This is a genomic window from Acinetobacter sp. ANC 4216 (assembly GCF_004331195.1).
In the GTDB taxonomy this organism is placed as follows: domain Bacteria; phylum Pseudomonadota; class Gammaproteobacteria; order Pseudomonadales; family Moraxellaceae; genus Acinetobacter; species Acinetobacter kookii.
This window is the reverse complement of the sequence record NZ_SJOC01000003.1, coordinates 1-14,954: the sequence shown is the minus strand read 5'-3', so window position 1 is coordinate 14,954 and position 14,954 is coordinate 1. Positions and strand designations below refer to the sequence as shown.

The following is a 14,954-nucleotide window of genomic DNA, read 5'->3' as shown; positions in this document are numbered from 1 at the left end:
TAAAAAGCCCTACCGGAGTAGGGCTTATATCGAAAAATTATTCTATCTTGGTTTTCGCATTCGACTTTTTCTTTTTCGGCTTAGATTTTTTCTTCAGCTTGTCTTTGGCTTTTGCATCTGCCTTGGCTGAAGATTTTTTATCTGACTTTTTGGCTGGTGCAGCAGATTTGGCTTTTGGCTTTTTCTTGCGAACCGACTGTTCGCCCTCTTCACTCACCACGGCTTTGGCTCGTGAACCAAAGACTTCCTCTGTGGTAGTCTTGGCCACACGTGGCGCTCGGCTACGAATCACCCGGCCGGCATGGGTCAATTGTTGCAACAGTTCAAAGTCTATCTTGCGATCTTCCAGATTCACCGCTGCCACCTTAATTTTGACTTCATCGCCCAGGCTAAAGGTCTGGCCACGTGCCTGACCGATTAAGCTTTGGCTGGCCTGATCATAGACAAAATAGTCATCGCCCAGTTGGCTCACGTGAACCATGCCATCGACATACAGGTCTTTTAAGGTCACGAACAGGCCAAACTCGGCCACGGCACTGATGATCCCGACAAATTCTTCACCTAAATGCTGCTGCATATAGTGACATTTCAACCAGGTCGTGACTGAACGTGAAGCTTCATCGGCACGGCGTTCGGTTTGCGAGAAATGTTCACCGGCGTCATCTAAAGCTGCACCGGAAAGCAGGAAAGGCTTCTGCTTTAAATGAGCCTTGATGGCACGGTGCAATAACAGATCCGGGTAACGGCGGATTGGAGAGGTGAAATGGGTATAGGCATCATAAGCTAAACCGAAATGCCCGGCATTGTTGGCGCCGTAATAGGCCTGCATCATGGAACGTAACAGCACTGCATGAATGCTTGGTGCATCAATGCGGTCTTTAGTCGCATCAATGACCGCCTGATAGTCTTTTTGCGTTGGCTGTTCAGGGAAGGGCAGACCCAGCAATTTCACATATTCACGCACTTTCTGGATACGTGAAAATTCAGGTGGCTCATGCACACGGTATAACATCGGAATGTCATTTTCCAAGGCATATTCGGCGGCGGCCACATTGGCCAGCAACATGCATTCTTCAATCAGTTTATGCGCATCATTACGTGTACGCGGCAGAATTTCATTAATGCCACCCAACTCATCGAAGGTCATGTAGGTTTCGACGGTTTCGAATTCCATGGCATGACGCTGCGCCCGTAAACCTTTTAAAATCTGATACAGCTGGAACAGGGTATTCAGCGATTTACGCACATCGCGATCTTCAGGAACGGCTTTGCTGTCACCATCAAAATACTGCGCCACCTGGGTATAGGTCAGACGTGCTTTAGAATGCATGACCGATGGATAGAATTCAAAACCAGTGACACGACCGGCACGGGACAGTTTCAGGTCACAAACCATACAGAGACGGTCGACATGCGGATTCAGCGAGCACAGACCATTAGATAAGGCTTCCGGCAACATCGGCAAGACAAAGTGCGGGAAATAGACTGACGTGCCACGTTCTTTGGCTTCATCATCCAAAGGCTGGTCATTACGCACATAATGGCTGACATCCGCAATGGCCACGACCACGCGGTAACCGCCGCCTGGACGTTTTTCGGCATATACGGCATCGTCAAAGTCACGGGCATCTTCACCGTCAATGGTGACCAGGGCCAAATCACGTAAATCGATCCGGCCCTCGCGGTCTTGTGCAGAAGGTTCCTTAAAGTGTTCCGCATCACGAATCACTTCTTCCGGAAATTCATAAGGCAAGCCAAATTCTAAAATGGTTTGCGGAATAATGATTTCGGTATCGGCCTTGTCTGCCATAGACTGAACGATATGACCGGTCGCCAGTTCTTCCCGGGTCGGATAGTCATCAATCGCCACGCGAACCGAATCACCCACTTTGACCTGGGCATGTTCAATCAGTTCTTTTTCCAGGGTAATCGGCTGATGGGCATTCGGATTGCCGGGCTGAATAAAGTATTCGCCATCGTGAACCGCCACTTTACCAATAATCTGTTTCACCCGATGCTGCACCACTTCGGTAATAAAACCCCAAGCCTTGCCTTTGCGGTCGACCGAGGTTTGACGAACCTTGACGCGGTCACCATTAAAGACCAGACGCAGCTCGCGTTCAGGCAGTAAAAGGTCTTCATGATCGGCAATCGAGGCACTGCCCAGACCTTTGGAGTTGATATAGACCGTGGCTTCATGCGTCGGCTGGCTGGCGGCAAGCTGGAACTTGTAGCCATCTTTCATCAACTGGCCATCCCGAACCATGGCGATCAGGCGATGGCTAAGGGCATCAATACTTTTTTGATCTGCAATTTCAAAATGTTCCACTAGATCTGCATGAGATTGTGGTGCTTGTAGTTTTTCAATCGTTTCAGAAATAAGAATACGGCTGGGAATAGGATTTTCATAGCGTTCAGCTTCAGCTTTAGCTTCAGGATCGACCCAATTTTTCATAATGTCTTTGGCTTCATGTCAGAAGATAGGATTAGCATAAGTCATGCAGCAACAGACTGCACGTAAATGATTGCAATATTGTGTTTTTCAGTGCAAATTTTCGGGCAAGGTTTAATATTTCAGCAGTATTTGCCATAAAAAACAGCGAAAAGGGCAGAGCCAGCTCGGAAATTGTTTAAAAAATAGATGATTGATTAAAAATATCAGAATTTTTTGAAATCTGACTTGAAGAAACGAAGTTTAATTTGTATTATGGCGGCTCGTTACGGTGAGGTGGCCGAGTGGCTGAAGGTACTCCCCTGCTAAGGGAGCGTGGGTCTTAAAGCCCACCGAGGGTTCGAATCCCTCTCTCACCGCCACGAATAACTTGAAATGCGCTCATAGCTCAGCTGGATAGAGCACTTGGCTACGAACTAAGGGGTCGGGAGTTCGAATCTCTCTGAGCGCACCAATCAAGTTAAACGCGGCAATTTTTTATAGTAACGAATGCTGAAAAGCAACTCAAGTACGCGCTCATAGCTCAGCTGGATAGAGCACTTGGCTACGAACTAAGGGGTCGGGAGTTCGAATCTCTCTGAGCGCACCAACTTGAACACATCGACAGATGTAAAAATGGAAGAAACCGCACATGTTGCGGTTTTTTTGTGCCTGAAATTTGGTGCAGTTGAGCGGGTAAGTTTTTTCGATGAGTGGAGATGTCTTTAAAAAAAGTAGGGCATCTTAAATATCTACTCCAGACATTCCAGATATCTGGACGAAACCTGGAGTAAAAATGCACTGGTGAAATTGATTATTTTGATCTCAAAGTAATCTGTGCAATCCTCAAAAAACAAATGTTGTTTAAAAAATAGATGAAAAATCTAATTTTGCCCAATAACTGTTCACTTGATTGCGTATTTGTTAAAAAGCACTTAACAGAATATTAAAAACGCGTATAATGCACCACATCAAGACGTCGCGCTCATAGCTCAGCTGGATAGAGCACTTGGCTACGAACTAAGGGGTCGGGAGTTCGAATCTCTCTGAGCGCACCAACTTGATCGCATCGACAGATGTAAAACTGGAAAAAACCGCATTTAATGCGGTTTTTTTGTGCCTAGAATAAATTAAATGTGTGAAAAAATTATTTCATCTTGTGTTTAATCTTTAATGCCAATACGGTATTGCCCCCTATGGCCGGTAACATGTCGTGATAAGGCATGCTTCTCATTGCTCTGAGCAGAAAGGGCGCTTGGTCATGGATTTTCATGGCACTGGTAACATTTAACAAAGTGCCGTGACCTTGCGGAATCAGCTGCATCCCGCCTTTGACAAACTGCAAATCTCCACCCACCGCATCAAACTGATTTTCCAGACTGTTGGGATAGTCAAAACGCAGCTTAAAATCGAAGGGAATATTGATCACGCCTAATCCGACTGAAATTTTGTAATCTGCATCAATGGTGTTGGGGTCAATTTTTTTCAGGTCGATCTCTTTAATCTGGCGTGGAAAAAGTTCCTGATAGGCAGGCGCATTCAGCCAGTGCTGCATCTGTTGCGGTTTTTTTGCAAAGTACTGATAGCTGCTACTAAAACGCAAGCTTTCCAGACCATGCGGATAGGGCACCTTGCTAGAGGGCAAGATAAAAGAAACCGGTTCCTGGGACAGTTGGCTCAGTGTGGCAATTTTTTGAACCTGGTTCGAGCTTAATGGGGCTTCGGGTAATTCTCCAGCTTTCAAGCTGTGGTAACTCGGTGTTTTAAAGTGCTGTTGCAGGGCTTCGAGTAAAAAAGCGTTGGTGCCAGAGGGAATGCCGAGTTTGGCTTCCGGAAGCGCATTCAGAATGCTGCTGAATAAAAAGCCTTTGGGGTGGTTTAAGTCGCCCCATTGGGTCACGGTAATTAAGGTTTTATTGTTGCCTAAATCAAACCATTCAATTTTGCCTGCACCATAAGGAATAGGTGCATCCAGGACAAGGGTTGAAATACTGTTCGCCGTTAAATGGTGCTGCATCAGCACATTTTCTTTAAAGTTTAAGATTGGAATCGGCGTTGGAATGGACACCTGATATTTCATCTGGGTAATGTTACCTTGTTGCTCAACGACCTTTGCTAACTTTAAGGTCGGAAATAGCCCTTTATACCCGTTATAGTTGCTTAAAAGCCGCGCTACGTTTTGGCTGCTGGCGGGTACCACCACTGCACCGGTATAAAACTTGCCACTGATACTGTGCGGATTTTTAAAGGTGGGTAAAGTAATTGCCTGTGCCGGATGGGCGTAAATCAAAATACGGTTTGCGGTTAAGTCAGCCAGAAGTTGCGCCTTCCCATGAAATGCATTCAGGCTACTGGGAATCTGTTCTTTCCATGGAATGATCTTTGCCGAGACCTGCGTGCCGAGCAGGCAGCACAGCAGCAGCAAACCGCATTTATTTTTATTGTTTTGCATTTCACATCCTGTTTATGCTTTTTAAGTGAATGATGATGTTTTAATCAATTTCAAAACGGTTGTGAAGCAAACTTATGTAATTTAGCTTGTAATGAGCCGAGCAAAAACAATAAGGAAAAGGCCGAATCTGGTGTAATATCTAGCACAATTGTTCGAATAATTTGATGATGAATCATGTCAGAGACCAAGCCTGCTGTATCGGTACGTTATTTCTTAAATCTGGAAGAATCACAAGACGGTTTTGCGCTTGCGACGTTTGGTAAAAAGCAGATTAGCCGCTTTATTACCCCCTTCGTAAGTATCGGAATTATTATTTGGGGTTTTTACCTCGGCTTTAATGGCGTGGGTCGCTATTATGTTGCGCTCGGTGCTTTCTTTTTAATTTTGCAGCTGATTATGCGTTACTGGTTTTTACCGATGATGTTTAAACGTCAATTTGTAAAATACCAGCTTGGTAAAAGTGAACAAGGCATCGAATTGTTTCAGGATCATGCGGAAATTTATGCCAATGGTCGTAAACAGATGTTTAACTATAGCGACGTGCAAAAATTTGCTACAGGTAAACTGACCTACATGATTGAATTGAAGAACCGTACCGTGGTGGTTGTGCCGAAACGCGCTTTTGAACATTCTACCGAGCAAACCGTATTTGAAAATACATTTAAAAAGTAAGCCTGAAATAACCTAACAGTGAAATAAAAAGGGAAGATCATGAGTACACGTCCATCGAAGATTGTCTGTGTCGGCCGTAGCTATGCGGACCATGCCAAAGAATTAGGCAATGCCATTCCTGATCGTCCGGTTTTGTTTATCAAGCCACCGAGTGCCTTAACGGCATTGCAAGAGGGGATTTCATGGAACCCGGCTTGGGGCAATTGTCACTATGAATGTGAACTCAGCCTGCGGATTGACCGCACTTTAAAGGCAGAGACCGATCCGGCTAAGGCGCTGGAAGCTGTGGGTGCGGTAACTTTGGGCCTGGATTTAACCTTGCGTGACTTACAGGATGACCTGAAAAAGAAAGGTCAGCCTTGGGAACGTGCCAAAGCATATGATGGTTCATGCCTGTTGGGTGACTGGGTTGAGCTTTCAGAAGTGAAAGACTGGAAAGATGTACATTACACCTTGCATGTGAATGATGAGCTGCGTCAAAAAGGCGATACATCTTTGCTGATTTTTGATATTGCGACTTTACTTGCTGATATCAGCCAGGTCTTTACCCTGGAAGAAGGTGATGTGGTGATGACGGGTACACCTGCGGGTGTGGCTGCATTAAAGGCAGGTGATCAACTCACCATGACGTTGCAAGGTCAGAGCCAGGATTTTGTCTGGAAAACCTTTGTTCAATAAGTGAAAAAGCTGAGTAAAAAGGCTGCTTAAATGTGGCCTTTTTAAGTTCTGAATTTTTACATGACGGTCAGTTTGCATGGCTGGATCAGATATTTTCGTCTGCTCATACCTCCGCGTAGTTATTAAAAAAGCCTTTATATGTGAAGGCTTTTTTATGGCATCGTCAACGTCAGTTAACGCTATTTCTTTTCAAAAATAGCGGACAGGGGAATGGAAAGTTTTGCAGCCAGATAGTCATCCGATTCAACTAGTGCGGGTCCGAGTCTTTGTATCCATTCATCATCCGGACGGATATTGGCAACATCTTTGCTGCGTGGAAGCGGGTAGGGTAACTGTTTATAAAAACTCCAGAAATCGACCTGAGCCAGATTGCGCGCGAGAATGTATTGATCATCATCGGTACGTTTCACCAGATTTTGCTTTTCCAGCATCAGTACATAACTTGGCCAGCGTCCAATTTCATCACGACCCAAAACCAGCAGCGCTTCTTCATCTGAAACCGTTTCGCCAATTTGCTGCTTTCTATAAAACAGCTCAAGCACGTCTAACAGCATGATTACCGGATGACGCTTCTGTTCTTTACCTGAATTAAACGCAGTCAGGCCATAACTGATTTCGACCCCCAGCAAAACAATGTTCCAGGACAGGAAAATCCATAACAGGAAAATCGGGATGGCTGCAAAAGCGCCATAGACAATTTCATAACTGGTGAAATTCGACATGATGACGCCAAACAGATTCTTCAACAATTCAAAGACGACTGCACTGAATGTACCGGCAATCAAGGCAGCTTTAATTGGAACGCTACGGTTGGGAATGGTCCAGTTTAAAATAAAGAACCCCAAAATGGTCAGGACAAAGGAAATGCCCCACAAGATAAATTCACCGTTGACCTCATAACCGGCAAAATTATTGCTGAGTACATTTAATGAAGCCACAGTCGATGAAATAGCAAACGCACTGCCTAGCAGAATTGGACCGAGTGAAATAATGGTCCAGTAACGCATAAATCCAATGATTCCACCTCGCGTTTCCTGAACCCGCCAAATCCGGTTAAATACGGTCTCGATACTGGAAAGCATCATGACTGTAGTCACAAACAGAAATAAAATACCAATCACTGTCAGGTTGCTGGATTTATCGGTAAAGGCATTAAAGGCCTTGTCAAAGGCGATGGTGGTTCGGGGCAGAAAATGGCTGTAAATCAGTTGTTGTAATTGCTGTCTTGCTGGTTCCAGGGCTTTAATGGAAGAAATGATCACCAGAAAAACCGTCAGCATGGGAACTACTGCAAACAGCGTGGTATAGGTCAGAGAAGCTGCCTGATCACGACAACGATCGGCTTCAAAACGTCTGATAACAAATAAAGCAAACTGAAACCAAGTCTCATTATAAAAAGGAAGTTTTTTTAAATACTTTTCTAACATAGTGATGAAGTCTCAATTTTTTTAGTCGTCTTTATGAATTTTCAATACCAAGCTTAACCAAAAAATGGGAAAAATACCGTATAGTTTTCTCTTTTGGCTTTGTTTATAAAAATTATGCAGTCTTATGTCCTTGTTTTATATTACAGCAAATATGGTTCAACCAAAGAAATGGCGCATTTAATTGCCAATGGAATTGAATCTACAGGTATGGCGGTAAAAATTCGTACGGTGCCTAATCTATCCACTGTGGTGAAACAGGCTGAACCGAATATTCCGGAGGACGGGGATATTTACTGTACCCTGGAGGATTTGGCTAATTGTTCAGGTCTGGCTCTGGGCTCGCCTACACGCTTTGGCAATATGGCCTCCGAGATGAAATATTTTTGGGATCAGACCACCAGCCTGTGGCTGAATGGCGCTTTACATCAGAAACCGGCCTGTGTCTTTACATCTTCAGGTTCTATGCACGGCGGGCAGGAAAGTACATTGCTGACTATGCTTCCGCCCCTGTTTCATCATGGCATGATGATTATGGGTCTGCCGAATGCCAACCCGGCATTGTCCAATACCAAATCGGGTGGTACGCCGTATGGCGCAAGCCATGTGAGTGGTCCACGCCATGACTTGGGACTGAGCCAGGATGAAAAAATCCTGTGTGAAGAGCAGGGTAAGCGCTTGGGCGATGTGGTTAAAAAATTGCAGGCAAACTGATTTTTTATTGAGAAACGGGGTTCAACTCACCCTATTCTTAAAATATAGAGATAAAAAAGACCATTCTAAAAATGAATGGTCTTTTTTATTGCAATTTAAAGTTTAAGTATCTGAATGCTTATGCTTTTTCTTTAAAGCGATGCTTGCATTTTAAGCATTTGTAATCCAGGAACACATTTTTATCGATAATGACTCCGGCTTTTTTACCGAAAATATTACCGAGTACCCCGCCTGTCACCCCTACGGCAATGGCACCTACAAAGGTGCCTACAGTACCACCGAAAATCACTCCTAATGGTCCGGCAATTGCCCCAATTGCGGCCCCTGTGGATGCACCTGTTGCGGCCCCACCGACTGTTCCTGCGGTTGCCCCGGCTGAGGTCATTAAAATTCCACTAATGGTCTTTAAATTCTTTTCATGATCACGTTTTTCAACTTCAGTCGATCCACATTTAGGACATTTCATAGAGTTTTCCATCAACAAGTTAGCTTGACCGATCTTGGGCTATATGGAATAGAGCGGGCTTCAAGGTCAGCGGGTATTTATGACATGTTGCAACAGTATGTCTGTTCTACATCTGGATGTCAGGAACATTTCATACCAACCTGATTCTAGTTGAAATAAAGTCAAAACAGTTTATCTGAGTTGTAAACACATTCATTCTTCATCGAATAGGAGGGATTACGGATGGGTTTTTAAGTGTTCATCAGCTCTAAAAGCATGAGCAATCGCTTCATCCTCTAGGTTCTGCAACCTCAAGCAGGGTGAGGCTGCTCCGGTCCTCTGTTCAAGTTTCATTTTAAGTGTGCTTGAGTTTAATTCTATGGAGGCTGGGAGGGGGAGAATGCCGATTTGGGGGATAGAGGCAAAAAATTACCTTTATCTCAAGGTTTCTTTATAAATAGGTTTAACTGTGATTGATTAATTATATTTTTAATAAAATATGATGAAAATCACACTTAGAAAGAAGTCCTCATAAAATCGAAATTTACCATTCTATAAAATAAGTGAAGAACATAATTTCATACTTTATTAGCGAAATTATTTATTACTGTTTAGATAAAAAATATATTATTTTAATCAAGTTTTTTATGTGAATTTTATATTCAAAAAATTTTTATATAATGATTTATTACAAATCACAAATAAATAACAAATCCTTATTTTTTTAATATAAAACAAGTGGATAATTTTTTTATAAAAAACAGAAAAAATGTGAATCTGGATAAAAATTGCCTTTTATTTTTTTTATGTGATTTAATTTTACTTAGATTTATTAAAACTTATTTGGGTTAAAGATAAATGAACATCTCAGGTCAGAGGGCTTCAAAGATTATGAGAATATTAATGATCAATCTGGGTTTATTTTGTTACTGTTTTCTGAACACTGCTTATGCTACATCGGATGAATGGAGTCAGCGCTGGAAATCATCAAGTGCCCGTTCCAATGAGAATCTGGTGCAGGCAAATCTGATCGAGCTCAAGGATTCCGATTATTATTCCGGCTTGGGAAAAACCATCATCAATAGTACCCATACCCGCTCTATCGGTACGGTAAATACCCCGACCAACAATATCAATATCAGTGGTGCAAATAACGACATAGACATTTCCAGTGATACTGCGAATGACGGGACTTTAAATTCGACGACTACTCAAAATAATCCGCAATGCCCTAACTTAAGCACCCCATCGGGAGACTCGCTATGCTGAATTTTCCGTTCACCCAAAACAGCAGATCTTCTGGGGGGTATCTATGTCCTGTTTGGGCATTTGCTTTCAAGCCGCATCGGCTTGCCATTCTCAAGCAAGAAGCCGTTCAGCCTGGTACAGGAGCCTGAGATGAATAAACAGGACTTGATTAAATCCATCAGCAGGAAACAGAACTCATCTTCTTTAGGTAAGACAGATGACCGGAAGGATAAGAAAGACCAGCAAGAGGGAGAGACTTCAATGCTGGAGGATGTCCGCCCCGAAGTGGTCGAGAATTACTGGTCAATCACGCAGCTTGATTAAAAGCACTATGAAAATGGGCTCGCTCCCATGATCAGAAGAAGTACTTAGCGAGAGGTGCTTCAAAACGTGAAAAGGAAGAACAGCTATGAAAAAAACTGTTAAAACAATCGCCTTATCCGTCGCCTTCCTGACTGGTGCAGGCATGGCAAATGCTCAAGACACGGAAGTGGCTGTAGATACGGGTCTGGAAACGGCTCTGGCTACTTTATCCCAGCAGGTCACCAATGGCTCTGCGCTTAACCTTGCAGTCAATACAGCGGATATTAATGCAAGCGTCAACACAGAGGGAGGTTTTGATGCTGTCAATAATTTTGAAAACACCATAGAGACCTCGGCCCTGGGTGCTGTAAATACAGGTAATCTCGCTGTGGAGCAAGGCAGCCTGAGTGCTCTGAGTACCGGTACACTCAATGCAACGCTTGAAGATCAACAAAGTCAATTGGAGTCGTTGACCGATACTGAGAGCGATTCGTCATCACAGATCGAAAGTGCGCTTGGTCAAAGTCTTGATGCCAGCTTTAATGAGGAGTTGAATCAAACCTTGAGCAATTACAGTGTAGCCAATGTCGCCTTTAACTCCGGCGCTATTGACGCATCTGTAAATACAATCACAGGAGGAACCGAGAATAATATCAACGGTATTAAAACTTCTGCCATTGGTGCGGTGAATACAGGTAGCATCACCGTAACCGTAAAGTAACCCCGTTTGCAACATGACTAAAGGTTTAACTATTGGTAAATAGTTAGGCCTCTTTTTTAAATAAATTATTGATTTAATTGATAAGAATAAAATCATTAACCTATTCTGGGGGGCAGATTCCTTTTGCACGGGACGGATGGGGAAGACGAAATTACCTATGCCCAGCTTTTTTGTATTTGATTAATCAATTGAATCAGCCAGATCAAGGCTGCTATTCATTCCTGCCCCCGGCTTTATGGCTGGGGTGGAGGCATTTTTTGAAATGGAAATCATCCTGCTAAAAAAATTTATCTTTCTACCAGAATTACTTTATAAATACGCTTAACTGTGATTGGTTAATTATATTTTACTAAAAAAGTAGAAGTGCGTCACATTTTAGTAGGAGTTCCAATAAAATCAAAGTTTACAACTTTCTAAAATTGAAAATGATCTAATAGCTGAAGTTTTTGGATATGAAATTTTGATTTTTTTAATATATAAAAAATATTATTAAAACTAAAATTTTGTTGTAAATTTTAATTTTAGGGAATTGTTACATAATGATTTCTTACAATTCAAAAATAAACAATAATTAACAATTTATTAATAATAACAACAAGATAATTTGTTATAGTAAACGTAATGCATGTAAAACCTCATAAATTTTGCCTTTTGTTTTTTTTATGTGATTTAATATTTTTAATATAAATTAAACCTTATTAATTAGAAAATAAATAAACATCCTGGATCAAAGGACGGGTAATGATTATGAAAATATCAGTGATCAATGTGGGTTTATTTTGTTGCTGTGTTTTGGGCAATGCTTATGCCACATCGGATGAATGGAGTCAGCGCTGGAAATCGTCAAGTGCCCGTTCCAATGAGAATCTGGTGCAGGCAAACCTGATCGAGCTCAAGGATTCTGATTATTATTCCGGCTTGGGAAAGACCACCATCAATAGCACCTCGACCAGCTCTATCGGTACAGTGAATTCGGCTACGAGCAATGTAAATATTAATGGTTCCAATAACGGTATAGATATTTCCAATGATACTACGAATGATGGGACTCTAAGTTCCACCACCACTCAAAATAATCAGCAATGCCCTAACTTAAGCACTCAACCGGGAGGCTCACTATGCTGAACTTTCCTTTAAATAGAAGAAAAATATCTTCTGTGAGTGCTTTGGTTATATTTAGTCAACTTATGACTGGGTGTACTGGCTTGGCACCCTCAAACAAGAAGCCGGTCAGCTTGGTACAGGGGCCACCAATTACCGATATTTTTACCCCTTTTGATATGGCTTTATCCTGCCTGAAGGGGCAACTGCGCAGTGATGTCAGCTTTTCCGTTGGCGCGATTCTGGACCAGACCGGCAAAGATGTGGTGACTAATGGGGGCAGTGGCAAAATGGTGACCCAAGGCGCGGGAGATATGGTGCAGTCGGCCTTGTTTCAGGCCGGGGTCAGCCTATTGAACCGGCGCGATCCACGGATTATCGAAAGTGAGGCCAAGTGGGGCATTCGTGATCCACGGCAAATCCAGGCTTCTGATTATTATGTCACTGGCAGCATTAACAGTCTGGATTTTATTCCGGGGGGCGGTGTGGACATGCAGATAGGCGGGGTTGGTCCGAATTACAGTCAAACCCGCATTATGGTGGGGTTGGATTTGTCTCTAACCGATACCCGCAGCAGTAAGGTGGTGGCCAATGTTTCCCTGCAAAAACAGATTGCTGCACAGGATTATGGTCTGAGTGCAGGCAGGTTTGCTGGGCATACCTTGTTAAATATTCAGCTTGGCAAAGGGGAACGAGAGGCAACCAACTTTGCCCTGCGTCAAATGCTGAATCTGGCGACCTTTGAATTGCTCAGTCAGGTGATTCCGCCAGCAACATTTGAAAGCTGCCGTGCGCAAATACCGCCTGAATTTGGCCAGTTGAGTTTAACCCGAAGTTCAGTTGCACTGTACAAGTATAAGCAGAGTCAGCAGCAAAGTACCGCAAACTTACCGAATACCGTTCTGGAATCGTCATCACATAAAACCAGTTTGCCTAATGAGAAAAATAAATCGACCGATTCACCAAGTAAGGATACACAACCCCCTAAGAAAAAAGAGTCTGAATTGATTGAAAATCCTGAAGGGGAGCCTGAAACGAATAAGCAGGACTTGATTAAATATATCAGTATGAAAAAGCCTTCATCTTCTTTAAAAAAAATGAATGAAGAAAAAGACAATGAAAAGACTCAGATGCTGTGGGATGTTAATCCGGAAGTGGTCGAAAACTACTGGTCAAGCACGCAGCGTGATTAAAGAATATATAAAAATGGGCTCGCTCCCATTATAAAAAGAAGTGCTTAGCGAGAAGTACTTCAAAATTAGAAAAAAGGAAAATAACCATGAATAAGACTATCAAAACAATCGCCTTATCTGTTGCCTTCGTGTCCGGTGCAGGCATGGCTAATGCTCAAGAGGTCACTGTAGATACTGGGTTAAATGGTGCCTTAAATCTTTTATCTCAACATACCCAGCCAAATGGTACTGCGCTTAACCTTGCCATTAATACCGCTACTGTTGATGCAACAGTCAATGTAGATGGGCGGTATAACTCACTGAATAATGTGGGAGACAAAATCGCAGTAGAAACTTCAGCAATTGGTGCGGTAAACACCGGTAGTATCAATTTGCAGCAAGGCAATTTGAGCGCAGTGAATACGGGTACATTAGAGACAACTCTTGATGCTGAAAGAAGTGCGGCGCGTAATTTGGAAGAATGGCGTACTGAACGCTCATCAGAGTTTGAAAGCTCTATCAGTACATCATTGAATACTGACACTTATGACCAGTTCTCTGAAACTCTGAGTAATTACACTGCAGCGAATTTAGCCTTTAATTCAGCAGCTATTGATGCATCTGTAAATGTAGATGGAAAAGTGAATCATATTGATGGCATCAAAACTTCAGCTATTGGTGCTGTGAACACTGGTAGCATTACTGTGACCGTAAAGTAAATCCACCGTTCAATATGATCCAGGGTCTAACTATTTGCGGATAGTTAGACTTTTTTATTTTAGTACAAAAAATGTTTATTGAGTATTGCTCTATAATAGAGTCAACCTACAGTAAGATAATATTTGGTCTGAAATTTCGCTTGCTATCAAGTGTAAACCACGCTATTCACAAGGTTCTACTTGAATGATTAGATAGAAAAAGAGTGCAACGAATTTCATCTTTTTCTTGTATCTAAATTTGAAGCAGGTACTGGAAAATTTTATTCAGATAGAGTCGGCGATTAATTGCCGATTTTGTCACCATTGTTCAGAATATTCTTTCATATAAAATATTTGCTATAAAAAAAGAGCGCCTGAGTGCTCTTTTTAAATTCAGTTGAAATCTGAGTCACGGACAAATTCAACAATACCATTTTCCAAAGATTTAACATGTGCTAAAGATTCAACATGGTAACCTTTATCCAATAACAATTGGCGACCAGGTTGGAAAGATTTTTCAATCACAATACCAATACCTACAACTTCAGCATTTGCCTGATGAATTAAATCGGCAAGGTCTAAAGCTGCCTGACCATTTGCCAGGAAATTATCCATCACGCGGGCTTTAGCGCTAGAGTGGATGCACTTTTTGAAACGGAAATCACCCTGCTCAAAAAAATTTATCTTTCTACCAGAATTACTTTATAAATACGCTTAACTGTGATTGGTTAATTATATTTTACTAAAAAAGTAGAAGTGCGTCACATTTTAGTAGGAGTTCCAATAAAATCAAAGTTTACAACTTTCTAAAATTGAAAATGATCTAATAGCTGAAGTTTTTGGATATGAAATTTTGATTTTTTTAATATATAAAAAATATTATTAAAACTAAAAT

General features: G+C 42.2%; 13 protein-coding genes, 4 tRNA genes and 1 pseudogene. 13 read left to right on the top strand and 5 right to left on the bottom strand.

From position 1 onward, the window contains the following. Positions 1 to 37: 37 nt before the first annotated feature. Positions 38 to 2,455, bottom strand: a complete 2,418-nt coding sequence (gene rnr, locus E0H88_RS02725; protein ID WP_131273024.1) for a ribonuclease R — start codon at positions 2,453 to 2,455, stop codon at positions 38 to 40. A gap of 267 nt (positions 2,456 to 2,722) precedes the next feature. Here rnr and E0H88_RS02720 point away from each other — a divergent pair. From E0H88_RS02720 to E0H88_RS02705, 4 genes are all read left to right on the top strand, one after another. Continuing rightward, positions 2,723 to 2,814: transfer RNA gene (locus E0H88_RS02720), tRNA-Ser, on the top strand. Between the two features lie 15 nt (positions 2,815 to 2,829). Beyond that, positions 2,830 to 2,906: transfer RNA gene (locus tag E0H88_RS02715), tRNA-Arg, on the top strand. Between the two features lie 58 nt (positions 2,907 to 2,964). Next, positions 2,965 to 3,041 (top strand) — tRNA-Arg (locus E0H88_RS02710). Positions 3,042 to 3,412: 371 nt separating this feature from the next. Then, positions 3,413 to 3,489: transfer RNA gene (locus tag E0H88_RS02705), tRNA-Arg, on the top strand. Positions 3,490 to 3,578: 89 nt separating this feature from the next. Here the strand turns inward: E0H88_RS02705 and E0H88_RS02700 are convergent. Next, complete coding sequence (locus tag E0H88_RS02700; RefSeq protein WP_131273023.1) at positions 3,579 to 4,883, bottom strand: SRPBCC family protein; 1,305 nt, start codon at positions 4,881 to 4,883, stop codon at positions 3,579 to 3,581. Between the two features lie 174 nt (positions 4,884 to 5,057). Here E0H88_RS02700 and E0H88_RS02695 point away from each other — a divergent pair, with 174 nt between their 5' ends. Then, the gene (locus E0H88_RS02695) at positions 5,058 to 5,555 is read left to right on the top strand and encodes a YcxB family protein (RefSeq protein WP_131273022.1); all 498 of its coding nucleotides are present in this window, start codon (positions 5,058 to 5,060) and stop codon (positions 5,553 to 5,555) included. A 39-nt stretch (positions 5,556 to 5,594) separates the two neighbouring features. Beyond that, positions 5,595 to 6,233 carry a fumarylacetoacetate hydrolase family protein gene (locus E0H88_RS02690; protein WP_131273021.1) on the top strand — a complete coding sequence of 213 codons (639 nt, stop codon included), beginning with the start codon at positions 5,595 to 5,597 and terminating at the stop codon, positions 6,231 to 6,233. Positions 6,234 to 6,412: 179 nt separating this feature from the next. Here E0H88_RS02690 and E0H88_RS02685 read toward each other — a convergent pair whose 3' ends face one another. Further along, complete coding sequence (locus E0H88_RS02685) at positions 6,413 to 7,660, bottom strand: YihY family inner membrane protein (protein ID WP_131273020.1); 1,248 nt, start codon at positions 7,658 to 7,660, stop codon at positions 6,413 to 6,415. A gap of 114 nt (positions 7,661 to 7,774) precedes the next feature. Here E0H88_RS02685 and wrbA point away from each other — a divergent pair, with 114 nt between their 5' ends. Next, entirely contained in the window at positions 7,775 to 8,371 is a 597-nt protein-coding gene (gene wrbA / locus E0H88_RS02680) for an NAD(P)H:quinone oxidoreductase (protein ID WP_131273019.1), read from the top strand. 118 nt (positions 8,372 to 8,489) lie between these two features. On the opposite strand, the gene E0H88_RS02675 is transcribed toward wrbA, so the two are convergent. After that, complete coding sequence (locus E0H88_RS02675) at positions 8,490 to 8,849, bottom strand: hypothetical protein (RefSeq protein ID WP_131273018.1); 360 nt, start codon at positions 8,847 to 8,849, stop codon at positions 8,490 to 8,492. A gap of 858 nt (positions 8,850 to 9,707) precedes the next feature. Between E0H88_RS02675 and E0H88_RS02670 the strand changes: the two genes are divergently transcribed. The 6 genes from E0H88_RS02670 to E0H88_RS02650 all read left to right on the top strand — a co-directional run bounded on the left by E0H88_RS02670 (position 9,708) and on the right by E0H88_RS02650 (position 14,080). Next, positions 9,708 to 10,085, top strand: coding sequence for a hypothetical protein (locus E0H88_RS02670; protein ID WP_092820820.1), 378 nt, complete (start codon positions 9,708 to 9,710; stop codon positions 10,083 to 10,085). Positions 10,086 to 10,214: 129 nt separating this feature from the next. Continuing rightward, positions 10,215 to 10,388 (top strand): hypothetical protein, encoded by a 174-nt coding sequence (locus E0H88_RS15850; protein ID WP_165493268.1) that lies wholly within the window; start codon positions 10,215 to 10,217, stop codon positions 10,386 to 10,388. Positions 10,389 to 10,473: 85 nt separating this feature from the next. Next, complete coding sequence (locus E0H88_RS02665; protein ID WP_131273017.1) at positions 10,474 to 11,088, top strand: hypothetical protein; 615 nt, start codon at positions 10,474 to 10,476, stop codon at positions 11,086 to 11,088. A 747-nt stretch (positions 11,089 to 11,835) separates the two neighbouring features. After that, on the top strand, positions 11,836 to 12,213 hold the full coding sequence (locus E0H88_RS02660) for a hypothetical protein (RefSeq protein WP_131273016.1): 378 nt from the start codon (positions 11,836 to 11,838) through the stop codon (positions 12,211 to 12,213). After that, the gene (locus E0H88_RS02655) at positions 12,207 to 13,382 is read left to right on the top strand and encodes a CsgG/HfaB family protein (RefSeq protein ID WP_131273015.1); all 1,176 of its coding nucleotides are present in this window, start codon (positions 12,207 to 12,209) and stop codon (positions 13,380 to 13,382) included. The genes E0H88_RS02660 and E0H88_RS02655 overlap by 7 nt, the downstream gene beginning before the upstream one ends. Before the next feature lie 86 nt (positions 13,383 to 13,468). Beyond that, positions 13,469 to 14,080: a hypothetical protein gene (locus E0H88_RS02650; protein WP_131273014.1), complete on the top strand. Its 612-nt coding sequence runs from the start codon at positions 13,469 to 13,471 to the stop codon at positions 14,078 to 14,080. 372 nt (positions 14,081 to 14,452) lie between these two features. On the opposite strand, the pseudogene E0H88_RS02645 reads toward E0H88_RS02650, so the two are convergent. After that, positions 14,453 to 14,680, bottom strand: a pseudogene (locus E0H88_RS02645) (type I phosphoribosyltransferase); the annotation flags it as partial. Positions 14,681 to 14,954: the final 274 nt, after the last annotated feature.